The 15,870-nt window shown below is 47.2% G+C and carries 15 protein-coding genes and 3 pseudogenes; 5 read left to right on the forward strand and 13 right to left on the reverse strand.

Features of this window, described 5'->3' with window-relative positions; translation table 11 throughout:
* Position 1 precedes the first annotated feature (1 nt).
* From B2751_RS01605 to B2751_RS15255, 4 genes and pseudogenes are all read right to left on the reverse strand, one after another.
* Positions 2-664 (reverse strand): 3-oxoacid CoA-transferase subunit B, encoded by a 663-nt coding sequence (locus B2751_RS01605; RefSeq protein ID WP_290772352.1) that lies wholly within the window; start codon positions 662-664, stop codon positions 2-4.
* A 13-nt stretch (positions 665-677) separates the two neighbouring features.
* On the reverse strand, positions 678-1,388 hold the full coding sequence (locus tag B2751_RS01610) for a CoA transferase subunit A (protein ID WP_290772355.1): 711 nt from the start codon (positions 1,386-1,388) through the stop codon (positions 678-680).
* Positions 1,389-1,412: 24 nt separating this feature from the next.
* Positions 1,413-2,120, reverse strand: a pseudogene (locus tag B2751_RS15250) (GntP family permease); the annotation flags it as partial.
* A gap of 86 nt (positions 2,121-2,206) precedes the next feature.
* Positions 2,207-2,852: pseudogene (locus B2751_RS15255) on the reverse strand (GntP family permease); the annotation flags it as partial.
* Between the two features lie 240 nt (positions 2,853-3,092).
* Between B2751_RS15255 and B2751_RS01620 the strand changes: the two are divergent.
* The 3 genes from B2751_RS01620 to B2751_RS01630 are packed head-to-tail and all read left to right on the forward strand — an operon-like array spanning position 3,093 to position 4,849.
* Positions 3,093-4,208: a GGDEF domain-containing protein gene (locus tag B2751_RS01620; RefSeq protein ID WP_056060621.1), complete on the forward strand. Its 1,116-nt coding sequence runs from the start codon at positions 3,093-3,095 to the stop codon at positions 4,206-4,208.
* 55 nt (positions 4,209-4,263) lie between these two features.
* A complete protein-coding gene (locus tag B2751_RS01625; protein ID WP_197026221.1) occupies positions 4,264-4,431 on the forward strand; it encodes a hypothetical protein in 168 nt (55 codons plus the stop codon).
* Positions 4,432-4,444: 13 nt separating this feature from the next.
* On the forward strand, positions 4,445-4,849 hold the full coding sequence (locus B2751_RS01630; RefSeq protein WP_214729562.1) for a DUF350 domain-containing protein: 405 nt from the start codon (positions 4,445-4,447) through the stop codon (positions 4,847-4,849).
* A gap of 143 nt (positions 4,850-4,992) precedes the next feature.
* Here B2751_RS01630 and B2751_RS01635 read toward each other — a convergent pair whose 3' ends face one another.
* The 5 genes and pseudogenes from B2751_RS01635 to trhA form a co-directional block, all read right to left on the reverse strand.
* Positions 4,993-5,547 carry a hypothetical protein gene (locus tag B2751_RS01635; protein WP_290772365.1) on the reverse strand — a complete coding sequence of 185 codons (555 nt, stop codon included), beginning with the start codon at positions 5,545-5,547 and terminating at the stop codon, positions 4,993-4,995.
* 832 nt (positions 5,548-6,379) lie between these two features.
* A complete protein-coding gene (locus B2751_RS01640) occupies positions 6,380-6,640 on the reverse strand; it encodes a hypothetical protein (protein WP_290772368.1) in 261 nt (86 codons plus the stop codon).
* Between the two features lie 21 nt (positions 6,641-6,661).
* Positions 6,662-7,295, reverse strand: a pseudogene (rpiA, locus tag B2751_RS01645) (ribose 5-phosphate isomerase A).
* 36 nt (positions 7,296-7,331) lie between these two features.
* Positions 7,332-9,056: a M3 family oligoendopeptidase gene (locus tag B2751_RS01650; protein WP_290772370.1), complete on the reverse strand. Its 1,725-nt coding sequence runs from the start codon at positions 9,054-9,056 to the stop codon at positions 7,332-7,334.
* Positions 9,057-9,176: 120 nt separating this feature from the next.
* Positions 9,177-9,824, reverse strand: a complete 648-nt coding sequence (gene trhA / locus B2751_RS01655) for a PAQR family membrane homeostasis protein TrhA (protein ID WP_053453003.1) — start codon at positions 9,822-9,824, stop codon at positions 9,177-9,179.
* Positions 9,825-9,936: 112 nt separating this feature from the next.
* Between trhA and B2751_RS01660 the strand changes: the two genes are divergently transcribed.
* Together B2751_RS01660 and B2751_RS01665 are read left to right on the forward strand one after the other, a co-directional pair.
* Positions 9,937-10,452, forward strand: coding sequence for a DUF1836 domain-containing protein (locus B2751_RS01660; protein ID WP_035408615.1), 516 nt, complete (start codon positions 9,937-9,939; stop codon positions 10,450-10,452).
* 54 nt (positions 10,453-10,506) lie between these two features.
* Entirely contained in the window at positions 10,507-11,472 is a 966-nt protein-coding gene (locus tag B2751_RS01665) for a DUF4003 family protein (RefSeq protein ID WP_035408619.1), read from the forward strand.
* An 83-nt stretch (positions 11,473-11,555) separates the two neighbouring features.
* Here the strand turns inward: B2751_RS01665 and B2751_RS01670 are convergent, their stop codons facing one another.
* From B2751_RS01670 to B2751_RS01685, 4 genes are all read right to left on the reverse strand, one after another.
* Complete coding sequence (locus tag B2751_RS01670) at positions 11,556-11,825, reverse strand: hypothetical protein (protein ID WP_035408622.1); 270 nt, start codon at positions 11,823-11,825, stop codon at positions 11,556-11,558.
* 61 nt (positions 11,826-11,886) lie between these two features.
* A complete protein-coding gene (locus B2751_RS01675; protein ID WP_235513991.1) occupies positions 11,887-13,641 on the reverse strand; it encodes an EAL domain-containing protein in 1,755 nt (584 codons plus the stop codon).
* Between the two features lie 32 nt (positions 13,642-13,673).
* On the reverse strand, positions 13,674-15,308 hold the full coding sequence (locus B2751_RS01680; RefSeq protein WP_231496873.1) for a sensor histidine kinase: 1,635 nt from the start codon (positions 15,306-15,308) through the stop codon (positions 13,674-13,676).
* Positions 15,309-15,391: 83 nt separating this feature from the next.
* Positions 15,392-15,823 (reverse strand): YaiI/YqxD family protein, encoded by a 432-nt coding sequence (locus B2751_RS01685; protein WP_290772375.1) that lies wholly within the window; start codon positions 15,821-15,823, stop codon positions 15,392-15,394.
* Positions 15,824-15,870: the final 47 nt, after the last annotated feature.

Here is a 15,870-nt window from a genome sequence, read left to right on the forward strand (position 1 = left end):
TTCACTCCCCTACCGTCACGCGCTCGAGTTCCGGACTGACCGTGAATCGTGCTTCCGTGACTTGTTTGACGTCTTCGACCGTATGACCATTCAGCGTCTCGATCAAGACCATCCCGTCCGGCGTGAAATCAAAGACGGCCCGGTCCGTAATCAGACGGTTGACGACGGCGCGTCCTGTCAACGGCAAGGTACACGACTGTTTGACTTTCGATTCGCCGTGTTTGTTGACATGCTCCATGATGATGACGACGCGTTTCGCTCCATTGACGAGGTCCATCGCTCCGCCCATGCCTTTGACCATCTTGCCCGGAATCATCCAGTTCGCGAGGTCACCGTTCTGATCGACTTCCATCCCACCGAGGATCGCGAGGTCGATGTGCCCACCGCGAATCATCGCGAACGATTCAGCACTGTCGAAGTAAGAAGCTCCGGATTGTGCCGTGACCGTTTCTTTGCCGGCATTGATCTCGTCCGCATCAACTTCATGATCAAGTGGATACGGTCCGATGCCAAGAAGTCCGTTTTCGGATTGCAGCATGACATGCATATCGTCCGGAATCGCATTGGCGATCAATGTCGGAATCCCGATCCCGAGGTTGACGTACATCCCGTCTTCAACTTCCTGAAGCGCGCGTTCAATGATGATCTCTCGTGTCGTTTTCATATCAATCTCCTCCTCAAGCTTCCCGGACAGTCCGGCGTTCGATGCGTTTTTCATAATCCGTTCCAACAACGATGCGCTGGACGTAGACAGCAGGCGTGTGGATCTCGTTCGGATCGAGTTCGCCGACTTCGACGAGTTCTTCGACTTCAACGATCGTTACTTTTCCCGCTGTCGCGACGATCGGGTTAAAGTTGCGTGATGTCTTCCGGAAGACAAGATTCCCGAGACGATCTGCTTTCCATGCTTTGACAATCGCAAAATCGCCGACGATTCCTTCTTCGAGCAGATAGGTCTTCCCGTCGAACTCCTTTTGCTCCTTTCCTTCAGCAATCGGTGTCCCGACGCCTGTTGGTGTATAGAAACCAGGAATACCAGCACCACCGGCACGGATACGTTCCGCTAGCGTACCTTGGGGAACGAGATCGACTTCGATCTCGCCACTGAGGTACTGTTGTTCAAACGTCTTATTTTCCCCGACATACGACGAAATCATCTTCCTGATTTGTCGCGTCTGCAAGAGGAGACCAAGTCCAAAATCATCGACGCCACAATTGTTACTGACGACCGTCAAATCCTTGACGCNNTTGACGCCTTTCTCTTGTAACGCCGTAATAGATTTTTCCGGGATTCCGCAGAGTCCGAAGCCCCCTACGACTAGCGTCGCCCCGTCAAAAATGTCTGCTGTCGCTTCCGCGAATGATGCGTATACTTTCCCCTGTTTCATCTGATGATGCCCCTTTCTAAACTCTTAGTACAAACCAGTCAAGCTATACAATCCAATCATCAAGAAGACCGTCACTGTTTTAAGGATCGTAATCATGAAGATGTCTTTATACGACTGACGGTGCGTTAGGCCCGTGACGGCAAGTAATGTGATGACGGCACCGTTATGCGGTAACGTATCCATTCCGCCGGACGCCATCGAGATGACGCGGTGCATGACTTCCGGTGGTATGCCACCCGATGTGATTGCCTGCGTATATTTATCCGACATCGCACTTAACGCAATCCCCATTCCACCCGATGCGGAACCGGTGACACCGGCAAGCGTCGTCGTCGTGACGGCTCCGTTGACGAGCGGATTCGTGAATGTCTCCGAGATTCCGCTTGAGACGGACTTAAATCCTGGTAACGCCGCGATGACGCCACCGAAGCCATACTCAGCACCTGTATTCATGACCGCTAAGAGCGCACCACCGATACTGACGTTCAGACCAGCTTGGAAGTTCGTCTTGATCTTTCGGAAGTCATAGAGCATCGCTGCGAGAATTCCGATCAACAATGCCATTTGAACGGACCAGATCGCAAGAACAGCGGGTGTCTCGATCTTTCCGAATGCTTCTAGACCGATTGCTGAAAAATCGAATCCTTCTGGATACCATTTCGGAATCGAGAGTGTAAAGACTTTGTTCATGACGGCAACAAGGACGAGTGGGACAAAGGCAAGGACTTGGCGATAGACTGGTTGACGATCCGTCTCGAGCGTCATTTCTGGTTCGTTCTTTAACTCCATTTGCGGTGCAGTACTTGCCGCTGTCGCTTCGAATCCAGCGTACCCTTCACCCGCTTGATGCGCTTTTTTCTTGCGTGACTCGAGATACCACATGCCGACGACTAAGATGAACAAGCCACCGACTGAACCCATGATCGGCGCAGCATAGATATCTGTTTTGAAGAACGTCGTCGGAATGACGTTTTGAATCTGAGGTGTTCCTGGTAAGGCATCCATCGTGAACGTGAACGCACCAAGTGCGATCGTTCCCGGAATGAGTCGTTTCGGGATGTTTGCTTCGCGGAACAAGTTCGCAGCGAACGGATAGACAGCAAATACGACAACGAATAAGCTGACGCCGCTATATGTAAGAATGGCGCCGAGTAAGACGATGGCAAGGATAGCGCGCTTCGCACCAATCATACGAATGATTGTCTTTGCGATCGACTCCGCGATACCGGACATCTCAACGACTTTTCCGAAAATCGCTCCGAGGAGGAAGACCGGGAAGTATGCTTTGATGAAGCCGACCATCTTTTCCATGAAGATATTCGAGAAGAATGGTAACACCCAGTCCGGGTTCGTCAGTAAGACGGCGAACAAGGCACAGATTGGTGCAAATAGGATGACCGAAAAACCACGATAGGCAACGAACATCAATAAAGATAAGGCAAGAAGAATGATGACGAGTTCCATGAGTAAGATCTCCTTCAAATTTAGTAAGCGCTTTCATACCGCTTCTTCATCATTTAACAATGCAGTGTCGAGGAGGTCAATCAAATTCCCTAAAACCATAAGTACAGCTTATAGAAATCATAAGTTCACATTATAGACACAATTGATAGGAAGAGTTTATTTTTTCGATAAACAGGAGTTAGTCCGTTTATGGCGTATATTTCTTAAATAACGTACTTTTTTCGAAAGGATGGACGATTCATGAAAAGCATCCTTTTTGACGTCTTACATAACGTGACGCTATTAATGGCTGGTTTTTATCTACTTGGAAAATTATCACCGCTTCCGATCACGCGAGAATCTCCACGTCTCACCCGCGTACTGTATGGTCTTGCCCTGAGCATGATCTCCTTACTGCTCATGCAGATGACAATCGAAGCAGCCCCCGGCGTCATGATTGATTTGCGCCATGTTCCTGTCATTGTCGCCGCCTACTTTGGAGGCGTTATTCCAACAACGATCGTGACGGTCGCGATCATTGTTTATCGCTTTAGTCTGGGAACGAACTTGGCTGCATTCACTGCATTTGGTTTCATCGTCGCTGTCGCCCTCGGAACGAGTCTGATTGTTCGTGAAATGCCGCCTTACGCAAAACGGACCTTTACACTCGTGACGCTCTATGCGACGGCTTTGCACGCCCTTGTCTTATGGATCGTCTTACCGAAACAAATCCTCTTACTCGAGGTCATGTCGGTCGTCATTCCCGCTTCTTTCGTTAGCAGTTGGCTCGCCCTTTTGATCATTCGTGATATCCGCCTGACGAAACAGTCGTTACGGGTGCTTCGGCAGAAAGCACAACTCGACTTTTTGACGGGATTGAATAATTCACGTGCTTTTAACGAATATTTCACGGATCTCAAACAACGATTGATCTTGAACAAACAGTCCATCGTGTTATTGACGATCGATATTGATCATTTTAAACAGATCAACGATACGTATGGACATGAAGCGGGTGACGAAGTGCTACGTCAGTTTGCCAGCCGACTGCGTGATGGCGTCGCAGAGAGCGGGTATTTATCTCGTAACGGCGGTGAAGAGTTCTCCGTCTTGTTTGAAGGCGTTCCGCTCGCTGAAGTGATTCCTTTAGCAGAGCAATTACGTGAACGTATCGCCTGCAGCCCGTTCCGACTAGCGACGACCGATCTGCCACTTACAGCATCATTTGGTTTAGCCGCGTATGATGAGACGACATCTCAAATCGACCATCTCTTACCGGATGCGGATGCTGCGCTTTATCAAGCAAAACAACAAGGACGGAATCAAGTCGTCCTGTTTTCTCCTAATGCAGAATCCGCCGTCAGCTTCCAAGAATAACGATGGACGTCACCTCTGAAATCCGCTACCTTTAAAGTAGAGGCAGGTGATTGATATGAAGTTAACAAAAGGTCCTTATATCCTGATCGGTCTTCTCTTAGGACTCGTGTTCGGATTCATTGGTGACAACTTCTATTTGTATGTATCAGCAGGCATTCTCGTCGGAGCACTGCTTGAATTGTATGTCGCATACGAACAACGCAAAAAAAATAAAAAATCATGATGGAGGTACCAACATGACATTCAGTGACTTATTCCTCTCGACCCTTACGTATATCGGTGTCGCGACCGTACTCCTTGCCATTGGTGTCGTCCTGTTCGAGGTAACGACGAAATCAAAGGAACTGGAATTAATCCGTAATGGTAAGAAAGCAGCCGTTTATGCATTCGGTGGACGTATTCTCGGTCTTGCCATCGTCCTCTATTCGAGTATCTCGAACTCCGTCAGCATTCTCGATATGGTCTTATGGGGTGCACTCGCAATCGTCTTACAAATCGTCTTGTTCTATCTCGCGGATTTACTAATCCCACGTTTAAGCATGACAAAAGAGATTGATGCGAACAACGAAGCAGTCGGCTTGCTGCTCCTCTTCTTATCGATTTCGATCGGTTTGATCATTGCTGGGTCGCTTACATATTAAAACGCATGAAAACAGCCCTGGATCTATTGATCTAGGGCTGTTTAGTTTATGATCAACTACTTATTTCGTATTACAAAGAAGGGATTTCTCATAGAGACATGTCTTATACATTACTACATTCTTATCAATTAGCTCTTAACATATTAGGACCAGACTGTGGTGATCTCTTTTTCAAACATGACGGCTTCGCCTTCTTGTGAACGCCCGACCTCATCTTTTATATGACATGCAGGTGTGACGACCTCATTCCAAACGCTCTTCAAGTAGTTTACTTGATCGATGTTCATCGACTCCTTACCATGCATGTTGCTCGCAACATATTCGAGCGCCTCGATATAAGAAGTATAGTTCTTTGCTACTTTCCGTAAAGATTCTGATTCTGGATCATCCGACTTGAATTGGAAGGACTGTTCGATATCGTGCATCGTATCAATCTTTGCCCTCAATTCGCTCATTGTCGACTTCTTTGTGATGGAATCTCCCGTTGAATAAGGTGCAAAGCTAGCCATATATCGCATCGATCTCTCGATGTAGTCTTTTCGATTGACTGAATTGACGGTCTTAGCATCCATCAGCACTTCATGCTTTCGTTCTATATAGGGAGTTGTGCGAGGGATGTATCCTGATTTATATGAATAGATGCCTCCCCCGATCAGTATAATCGCTGTCGAATAAAAGTATAAATAGCGTTTTTTCAAAATATGCCTCCTTGATGTTACGGATTTTTCATACCTTATTTCGACTCTCGATCCACGATGAGCCATTTCGAAATTATTATATAGAGAGGATAGGTTGACAATACCAGGATTAAGATGAGGCCAAGAACAGGGCTTGGCGTATCTCCCCCATTTTTGATTGGAATGATTCGGCTAGTGATGTATGTGAATAGCACATAGTAGACGAACCAGGAGAGGCAGATGATTCGTTCAAACGACTTATGTAGAGTGGATTTGAAGGTGATCTGTCTAATCAAAAAAGGAATACTGATTAAAGTGATCCATCCAATCATGATATTCAAAGTCCAAAACATACCTGAAGACATATTCGTAAGTCTCATGATTCGATTGATATTTAGCATGATTTGCAACGGAACGAATAATGCGACGGCATACAAAAAGCTCGATATGTTGATGTTAAAAAACGTCTTCACTCAATGAATCTCCTCTCGAATCGCATTGGATATAATCCACATCTTATCAGAAAGCAGTTTAGGAAAAGAGGGTTTGAGAGTTGTTTTTCACTTTTGTTCAATGTGTGAAGTAAAATAGTTCTATTTTCCATAATAGTCATGACTCTTACTTTGCACCTCTACTGAATGATGAGACCCAGATCAGTCGTTACATAGACTAGAGTTCTTAGAGGTTCATGAGATGACAATGATATATTATTAAAAAACTTCAATTATAATTAAAACGGCTAAAGCCCGTTCAAATCTTGGACTCAAGCCGTTTAAATACTTCTNNAACTAAACGGCTAAAGTCCGTTCAAATCCGGATTTTAGCCGTTTTAATTACTCATAGTTGACTGCCACTATTTTTCCAGCTCTTCTAGCTCTGTCCGCGAACGCGGGAACCCATTCGCTTGCCACTCAGCTCGATAGATGGAATCGAGTTTCGTCAATCCGACCTCATCCGGGTCCTTCGTAGCATCTGGACTCGGATCCTGATCGAGATGCGCTAAATATTCACGTAGTGCATCTGTTTGTGTGCCCTGTTCCCGCTTCCTGAACAACAGTAGACTCGCACCGGCAATGACACCTGCTCCGAATAAATACCGTTTTTTCAAGCCCATACGGTTTCCTTCTTTCTTTTCTTAAACCAACCCACCACCGTCACGCAGGCGAGGATGCGCGATGCGTTTGACCTTTCCCTCTTCGACCGTCAGGACATGATCGGGTTGTCGCTCAAAGTAACCGGTCTCAAGCACTCCAGACCAGCTCTTCACTTCTTTTGCGAATAATCGAACGTCCGAAATGGCTGATACATCAACGTCAAGAATCACGTGACCTCCATCTGTNNGGTAAGGCAAACGAATCCAGTTCGACAGGTAACGGTCCACTTAAATGATGGACGAACTTCGAGGAATCTGTCAGATAGAGCAATTCGCGACTCTTCAGAGCGACAATTTTTTCACGAAATAGTGCACCGCCACCGCCTTTAATGGTTTGAAACTGACCATCGATTTGATCAATTCCGTCAACTGTCACATCGATTTCCATTCCCTCTTCCAGATCAATCAATGGGATTTGTAACTGATCAGCGAGCTTTACCGTCGCAAGCGACGTCGCCACGCCACGAATCTGTAATCCAGCCTGTACGAGTGGACCAAGCGCCTTGATAAACCGTTCCGTCGTCGAACCCGTTCCAAGACCCACTATCATTCCATCCTTCACGTAAGTTAGTGCTGCCTCAGCGACTAATTGTTTCTCCTGTTCATACATCCGCATCCCTCCCTACATTTCTGTTCCCGTTTCGATTCGTCTTCAATCGACGGAGAGAGAGGATTCCGTTAACGTCAGGTACTGCTCAATTGCCTGGACGAGCGGTTGCTGAGCTTCGACCCAAAACGCGATAGATGTTGGATCGGCGTCGAGGTGACGTTTAACGATTTCATCGATCGTCGCTTGACCGGAATCGTGCATGACGGCATCAAAAACTGTCGAAAATTGACTCGGATCCGCTTGAACCGTCTGATAAAGACTATTGCTAAGCAGATAACCGATCGTATACGGAATGTTGTAGAACGCAAGGTTCGGATTAAACAGATGACTGATGTACATCCATTTGTAGCGCGCTGGTTCAGGCAGCACTGGACCATAAGCTAAGCGCTCTTCCTCTTGTAAAAGTTCACTCAACCTTTCAGCATTGATCGTACCATGCTGACGTTCCGCATAAAAACGTTGCTCGAAACGGAACATTCCGGGAACGATGCTGGCATATTTCAGCCCCTCTCGAATCTTGACCTCTAGGAGAGCAAGTACTTCCTCGCGCTCCGTCGTCTCTTTGATCGCAGCATCGAGGACGAGATTCTCCATGAACGTTGAAGCCGTCTCCGCGATACTCGTTCCTTTGACTTGGTTTAAATACGGTTCATCTTGCAGAACATAATTATGATAGGCATGACCGAATTCATGAGCAAGTGTCGCGACGTCTGGATAACTGTCACGGTACGTCATGAAAATCCGGCTCTCTTTTGCAATCGGAAAGGCAGCGCAGAATCCGCCTTCCGCTTTTCCGGGACGATTCTCCGCATCGACCCATCCCTCGTTAAACACGTTTTCAGCAAAAGCACCGAGCTTTGGATTCAACTGTTTGAATTGTTTGCTTACGATTGCCTGTGCCGTCTCAAACGGAACATGCCGCGCGGAACGATACGTATTCGTCTCAAAATCATGCCATTCTCCCGTCACCTGCTCTGCCTGGGCAATCTTGCGGGCATAATAGGCGTGAAAGAGGTCTCGGTGCTGATCGAGTGCTTCGATCATCGCTTTTAAGCTCGCTTCTGAGATCCGGTTCTGCTCAAGCAACTCTGTCAATGGTTGCTCCCAGTTCCGCATCTTGTAGGATTGCAATCTGAAGCCGGAGATCCGGTTCAAGATCGTCGCAAACAAGTCAGCCTCTTTGGCACAAGCGGCGTCAACTGCAATTGCTGCCGCTAGACGAGCCGAACGATCAGGCGCGAACATCGCTTCATGCAATCCTTGACCGATCGTGACCTGCTTTCCGTTCAAGTCGACCCGTAACGCCATGAAGCGCTGATCGTAGAGTTGTCCCCAGCCCTGGAATCCATCCACACCGAGATCCTGTAACAATTGTTCTTGAATCAGTGGTGCACGACGGGACTGGATGTCACGGCGTTCGTTTAAGAAAAAGGCGTACGGTGAATCCGTAACGAGCGCTTCCCACTCTTCTTGAGACAGTGCTGCGATCTTTGTATCGAGTGCTGCCACTTCACTGCGTACCATCGCTTGGACGACTTCGATCTCTTCAAGCAATGGATGGACTTCAACACGCGTGACACCTTCAGCGTACAGGCAATAAATGAAGTCGCTCCATTCCTCGACGTCGCGCGCGACTTGCTGATAACGCTCGACCTGTTCTGCCACATCAATCGGCCGATTCGACAATGCTGTTTGTATGGAAGCGATGCCTGCTTTGACGTCATCAATCGTATAGAGTGTTTCTAATTGCCATCGTGTGTGTTGCATGTGATTTCCCCCTCTTCGTGATCTTTCCGTTCTTTCATTCGTGAGGACACTCGACTTCTCCTGTATTTTCCATATAGATACAAAAAAACTCCTTCAGTCATTGACTAAAGGAGGACATCATCATAACACGAAGAAGTAGACACATAGGAAATGTGCTAGACTACCGAGTAGTACGAAGATGTGGAAGATTTCATGGAATCCGAGATGTTTAAACGATAAGACACGCGGCTTTAATCCATAGATGATGCCACCGATCGTATAGAAGATACCACCAAGGAACAATAGACCGATGCCGAGCGGTGATAAGACTTGCGCGAGTGGTGTGATCGCAAACACCATGATCCAGCCCATTCCGATGTAGAGCGTCGTCGATAACCAGCGTGGACTGTTGAACCAGACTAATTTGAAGGTAATTCCGGAAACAGCAATCAACATGACGATGCTAAACAAGACCCAACCCGTCGGACCATTCAGACTGACAAGACAAAACGGTGCGTAGGAACCGGCAATCAACAAATAAATCATCGAGTGATCCAATCGTCGCCAGATCGCAATCGCCCGGTCGCTCGCAAGGACCATATGATACGTTGCCGAAACAGCATAGAGTGCCATCATGCTGACCCCAAAAATAATCGCTGCGACGATGGCGAGTGATGCTCCGCGTTCTAATGATGCTTTAATGACGAGTGCGAGTAATCCGACAAAAGCAAAGACAGCCCCTCCCAAATGTGTTAATCCATTAATCGGTTCTCTCATATAAGCTTTCACTTTTGTTCCTCCCCTGATATGTAGTTTTGAATACTACATGGCGTTATATACATATTCTATCATATGATGAAGAAGTAGAAAGTCCTATTTTAACGATTTTGGAGGTTTTTTTATGACACGTTCTGACGACACGAGACATGATCGTCAATTACAGCTCGCAGATATCCCGAACATTGATCTTTATATGGATCAAGTCATCCAACTGTTTGAGCGAACATTCGAGGAAACGACGCGGAATGCGGATGAGACAATCCTGACGAAGACGATGATCAACAATTATGCCAAAAAAAAATTATTTTTTCCGGTTACGAATAAAAAGTATACGAAGGAGCATTTGATTTTAATTAGCTTGATTTATCAGTTGAAAAGTTCGTTTTCGATTAACGATATCAAGACGATCCTAACGCCCTTGAACGAAGGCATCGAACAGAATCAACTCGATCTGGAAGACTTTTATCGCACTTACCTTGAACTGACAGAACGAAATACAGCCCGTTTCATCACCGAACAAGATGCTCTTACCGCCTCGACGACCGATCCACTGGAACAGATTTTAGCGCTGGCTCATATGAGTAATCTGTACCGGCGCGCAGCGGAACAGTTGATCGATACCCAACTAAAAAAATAAGATAACGCTTTCACTGCGTGATACACTATAAGAAAAAGCAGAGGAGGAACAGTCATGGAGATGGCGACGACTTTCTTGCGACAACTGGATCATATCGCACCAGAATTCAGAACATATCAGGACGGTATTCTCATCGAATTGGCATTTGACCGGACGATCGGAACGGAGCAGGTATCCGCAAGCACGTTACTTGAGACAGCAGACGATTTAACGACACGATTGCGCACGCAAACTACGCAGGCTTTGCTGCTCGCTTCAAAAATCCATGCTTTTGACGCTCATGCACCGAGCCGCATCGCCGAGATGATGTCGCTTCACGGCTATTTTAAATCCCATCGTTTGTCGCATCCCCTGAATGCCTACTCCACTGCGCTGTTCATTAGTCGTATTTCTCCACAAGACATGGTACTCGAGCGGACCGTTCAGTTATACACTCTTCTTAAAAAACAGCATCGTTTCATCGTATCACCGCTGTTGACCTCCTTCGTCTATTTTCACGCTGCGACACGCGGTGATTTAGACGAACTCGCTTCGCGTATTGAAGCAGTCTATCAACGACTGAAACGACGTTTCGGTCGCGCTCAACAGACGTATATCGTCGCCTTGTTATTCTCTTTATTACCAGAGGACGATTGGGATCGTTATATCGCGCAATTGGAGTCGTCCCGTAAATTACATCGTAAGCATCATGTCCCGCTGTCATTCCACGGAATGCTTGCACTACTCGGCGACCCCAACATTCATGCTTCGGCACTCCAACAGATGGCAGAGACGTTACGCTCCGATTTACGTTTTAAGTACCGGAGGGACTTGGTCTATTTGACGGCGATCCGATTATACTTGAGTCAACAAACGATCCTGCAACAACTCTTCCCATCTTCGATTCTTCCGCCGGATAGCGCCGATGCGACTCCGTTCTTGCTCTTCCCTGTTGATTTGACCGATACGTCACATGCGACAGATGGCGGAATTGACGGTGGATTCGATGGTGGAAGTGATGGCGGTGGGAGTGGCGAGTAACCGTTTAAAAATAATACATTAAAAAGGGCAATCGACGTGTGGCATTTCTGCCGGACATCGATTGCCCTTTATTTTAGTCATTCTTAACCTTGTTGGTTCTCTTCATCGGATGGCTCGACATCGCCATCTTCATCAGAAGCATGCGACAAATCCGGTGCCTCTTCACTTGAAGCTTCGTCATCTGGTCGTTCTGTTTTCTCAGCTTCTTGATCTTGATGCTTCGTTTCTTTTTCATCCTTCGATTTTTCCGGAACCTCCGTATTGTCTTGCGGGTCACGTCCGGCAATCTCATCCTTCGTCATCCGGTTTCCTGAAGTAATCGGGTCCGTCTCTTTATCATGTTGATCAGCCATTTGGCATCCCCCTTAAAATGTACTTGTTCCACATTTTAATGTATTCCCGACTGAAGAACGGTTAAACCTCAGCACGCCCTCGAACGATGTCCTCGATGAGTAATTGTTCAATCGGCTGAGGGTGATGGACCTCGTAGCCTTGCATATAAAGTTGCTCATCCAACACTTGAATCTGTTGCAATTGCGACGCGGTCTCGACTTCCTGAATCACGAGCGCGATGTTTAACGTCGAAGTCAAGGAATGAACAGAGCGAATCATCGAACGCTCTAACTGATTTTGCACGAGTCGACGTGTAAAGATTGGATCGAGCTTGACTGCTTGGACTGGTAAACGCAATAACGAATTAAGTGACGCGTAGTGACTACCGAAATGATCGACCGTCAGACGGTAGCCTGCTTGGCGCAGCTGCTCCAAACGTTTGATTGCAAAACGACGACGCGTCTGCAATACTTCCTCCCGGATTTCAAGAATGAGTCGTTCGCCCGGGAAATACGATTCTTCTGTCAGTCTCAGTAATTCTGAAAAGAGTTGATCCGACTCGAACTGACTTGCCGATAGATTGACGGCGACGGAAATCTTACGTCCAAATGTCTCCTCCAAGCGCCGTTGATCCAGGATCGCCTGACAGATCGTAAATCGACCGATGTCTGGGAAAATCTCCATCTTCTCGGCAATCGGAATAAAATCCGTCGGACTGACGAACCCAAGCACAGGATGATTCCAGCGTAGAAGCGCTTCGACCGCGACGTAGCGTTCTTGTTTCGCATCAACGATCCATTGATAGTAGAGCTCGAATTGTCCCCGTTCTAGTGCATGCGAAAGCTCTGATTCAAGAACTGATGCAAATGGATGCTGTTCCGCATTCCGATTTGGATTGACAAATGAGGTTCGCTGTTTCCCCTCGTGTTTGACTTGTTGCATCAAGGCTTCTGCTGCGTAGATTTGTGTCTGGCGACTTGCCATATCACCGGTCAGAAGACTGACGCCAGATGATGCCGTCACCTGAATCGGTTCGGCTGCAACACCAACGATCGGTTGCTCAATCGCTTCCGTGACGATGCGAGCGTAATCTTCCGCATATTGTTCGAATTCCTGTTCCTGTTCGAGTGCTGCTAAGACGACGAATTCATTCCCATCCATTCGACCGACGACATGATTCGGTAAAGGAACATATTTCAGCCGATTCGCGATTTCGCGTAGCACTTCGTTCCCTGCCCGGTACCCATGCGTCGCATTAATCGCATGGAAACGGTCGAGGTTCAACACCATTAAGAAAGCAGGATGAATCGTCACACTCGAGATCAGTCGATTCATGTATCGTTCGTTATAGACATCGGTTAGCGCATCCTTGATGACATACGTTTCGACGTTGATCGATTTACTAATGATATCCGCATACCGCTCGACGAGTGCGATATCCTGCTCCTTGAAGTCGAATGGTTGATCATCAAAGGCACATAATGTCCCGATTTTTTCATTTTCCGCATTTTTGATCGCTACTCCTAAAAAGCTACCGTTCCCAAGAGCTTTCGTGACCGGATGATTGACGGTCAATGGATCGTTGAGCAATTCATTGATCGAGACCTTCCCGTCCATCTCATCGACGACCAGCTTACAGAGGACATGTTGGAAGACATGGGTCGAGCCTTCTTCGATCAACTGACGTTCTTGATTGATTGCCTTGACGACAAAGTTGCTGTATGAGTCGTTCAATGCAAAAAATAACGTATTGACGCCAATTCGTTCACTCAGCTTTTCAAGAATTTCCTCAACGAGTGGATGTAATGCTTCATAACGAATATGTGAGTTATTCACCGTGTCTTCCTCCTTTCTGAGTCTGTCGTCGGTCATACGCCGATCGGAAGTTGAATGATGAAGGTACTGCCTTCCCCTTCCGTCGATTGGACGGAGATTGCTCCGCCATGATCGAGGACGATCATCCGACAAATCGCGAGTCCTAAGCCCGTTCCGCCAATTTTGCGCGTATCCGAGTTATCTGCTCGGTAAAACTTATCAAAGATGTAAGGGAGCGCTTTTTCTGGAATACCAAGCCCTTCATCTGAAATCTCAATTCGTAATTGATCTGACTGATTTGATCCTTTGATCCGAATCGCGCCGCCTTCGGGCGAATATTTAATCGCGTTCATGATCAAGTTCGTAAACAGTTGTTTCATCTTCTCACTGCTGGCTGAAATCGTATAGGATCCCGGACTAAATTGGACACTGATGCGATGTGCGCGACTCGCAAGATCGAACATCGGCTTCATCTCGAACATCAATTGTTTTAAATCAAGTAATTCTTTTTGTGTTCCGTGTGTCGAGTCTTCCCCTTTTTGAATTTCCAAGATGTCATTGATCAATTCCGCCAATCGAACGGTTTCCGAATGAATCGTTTGCAAATAGCGTTTCTGCCGCTTCGGATCGACTTCTCGTTTCATCAATAACTCCGTGAAGCCCATGATCGAAGAAAGCGGTGTCCGCAACTCGTGCGAAACGATCGAGACGAACTCTGCCTGCTTAAGGTCGAGCTCCTTGTCTTTCGTCACGTCACGTAAGACAAGCATCATCCCCCATTCAACGTTCGCAATCGCAATCCGTTCAGCGTAGGCACTGAGCAACAAGTTCCCCCTGAATGCCGATAACTCGATCGTTTCTCCCGGAATATCCCCGTTCATCAGTTGACCGATGTAATCATGAAGTGCTTCCGGCTGATCGACATGTTCAAACAGCGACGTCGCCCGTTCATACGCGTGACGGAACCCTTGCGCCTGATTGACGAGCTTTGGTGGAAACATATTCAATAAGGCCTGGTTCGCATAAATCTGCTCCCCGCTACTCTCGATATATAGGACAGCTTCCCGAATCGAATCGAGTAGCTGATACGTCTTGATTTTTTCATGCTCCATTTGATGGAACAGGAGATGGCGTTCAAGCGTCATTCCAAGTTTTCGTGATAGATCAAGTAAATCCCCGACTTGTTCTAAATTGAACTGGGCGAAGGCATGGCGGATGTATAGCAGTCCGACGACTTGTCCGTTGCTTGGAGACTGCACGGGAATTGCTGACTCGAACTGGTCGCCGAGTGGCAATTGGACCGATTTACGCATGACGAATGCGCGACGCAAGACCGAATATTGATCGAGATCTTTTTCGATCAGCTCCATATCGTCGATCCCTTGTGCGACGAAATGATTTAACTGCTCCCGCCGGTACAAGAGGATAGCTCCTTCTTCTACCTCAAGCAGTTGCAACAAGATCATCAAGACAGTCTCACAGGCTGCTTCAACATTTTGTGTCGCCAACGCTTCCATGATTTCATTGCGTTGCTTCAATTTCACTTCGACGTTTCGTAAATTCTGTTGTAATCGATTGATTTCACGTTGATCGAGTGATGTGAATCGTGCCTCAGTTGATGCCGGAACCGTTCCTTGGCGCAATCGGTAAGGGCGATCCTTCGAGTGGTCGCGTAAAATTCGTTTCAACGTGTATCCTCCTTTCTGAATTCATTCATGCTTCAAATTATATCACGGTCCGTACCGTATCAACAGTTCCAGCACTGTCTTCCTTACATGCTGATTTGCACTAATGTACGAAATGATTCTTCAAAGGAACGGTCCGCATCTCGCGTCCGTTTTTTCGGTCCCTTCGTACGCCCGCCTGCTCGTCGGATTTGTTGTCCGACATGGCGAGTGTGGAGCAATAAATCGATATTATCGTTCGTGAACTGGCGACCATTTTGATCAATTGCGAGTCCCCCTCGCGCTAAGACGAGTGCTGCCAGACCAAAATCCTGGGTCACAACGAGATCGCCACGTTTCATCCGATTGACGATCGCATAGTCGACGGCATCTGGTCCTTGTCCGACGGTAATCGTCGTCGCTCCTTCTCGGATCATCTGGTGTGCCGTATCACAAACTAAAAAGACGTCACGTCCCTGTCGGTGTCGAATGACAAGATCGACAACGGGACATCCGTCCGCATCTACGAAAATAGACATTTGAATCCTCCCTTATTGTTTCCACTATCAGTGTCACAAATCGAAAG

The sequence above is a fragment of the Exiguobacterium sp. UBA6282 genome, from assembly GCF_002440475.1.
Classification (GTDB): Bacteria; Bacillota; Bacilli; order Exiguobacteriales; family Exiguobacteriaceae; genus Exiguobacterium_A.

What these genes read in the sequence shown, in the direction of transcription:
- B2751_RS01630 (WP_214729562.1), top strand. Translation starts at nt 4,445, where the DNA reads ATGACATTCAGTGACTTATTCCTCTCGACCCTTACGTATATCGGTGTC.
- B2751_RS01665 (WP_035408619.1), top strand. Translation starts at nt 10,507, where the DNA reads ATGGAGATGGCGACGACTTTCTTGCGACAACTGGATCATATCGCACCA.
- B2751_RS01650 (WP_290772370.1), bottom strand. Translation starts at nt 9,056, where the DNA reads ATGCAACACACACGATGGCAATTAGAAACACTCTATACGATTGATGAC.
- B2751_RS01660 (WP_035408615.1), top strand. Translation starts at nt 9,937, where the DNA reads ATGACACGTTCTGACGACACGAGACATGATCGTCAATTACAGCTCGCA.
- B2751_RS01625 (WP_197026221.1), top strand. Translation starts at nt 4,264, where the DNA reads ATGAAGTTAACAAAAGGTCCTTATATCCTGATCGGTCTTCTCTTAGGA.
- B2751_RS01605 (WP_290772352.1), bottom strand. Translation starts at nt 664, where the DNA reads ATGAAAACGACACGAGAGATCATCATTGAACGCGCGCTTCAGGAAGTT.
- B2751_RS01670 (WP_035408622.1), bottom strand. Translation starts at nt 11,825, where the DNA reads ATGGCTGATCAACATGATAAAGAGACGGACCCGATTACTTCAGGAAAC.
- B2751_RS01640 (WP_290772368.1), bottom strand. Translation starts at nt 6,640, where the DNA reads ATGGGCTTGAAAAAACGGTATTTATTCGGAGCAGGTGTCATTGCCGGT.
- B2751_RS01685 (WP_290772375.1), bottom strand. Translation starts at nt 15,823, where the DNA reads ATGTCTATTTTCGTAGATGCGGACGGATGTCCCGTTGTCGATCTTGTC.
- B2751_RS01620 (WP_056060621.1), top strand. Translation starts at nt 3,093, where the DNA reads ATGAAAAGCATCCTTTTTGACGTCTTACATAACGTGACGCTATTAATG.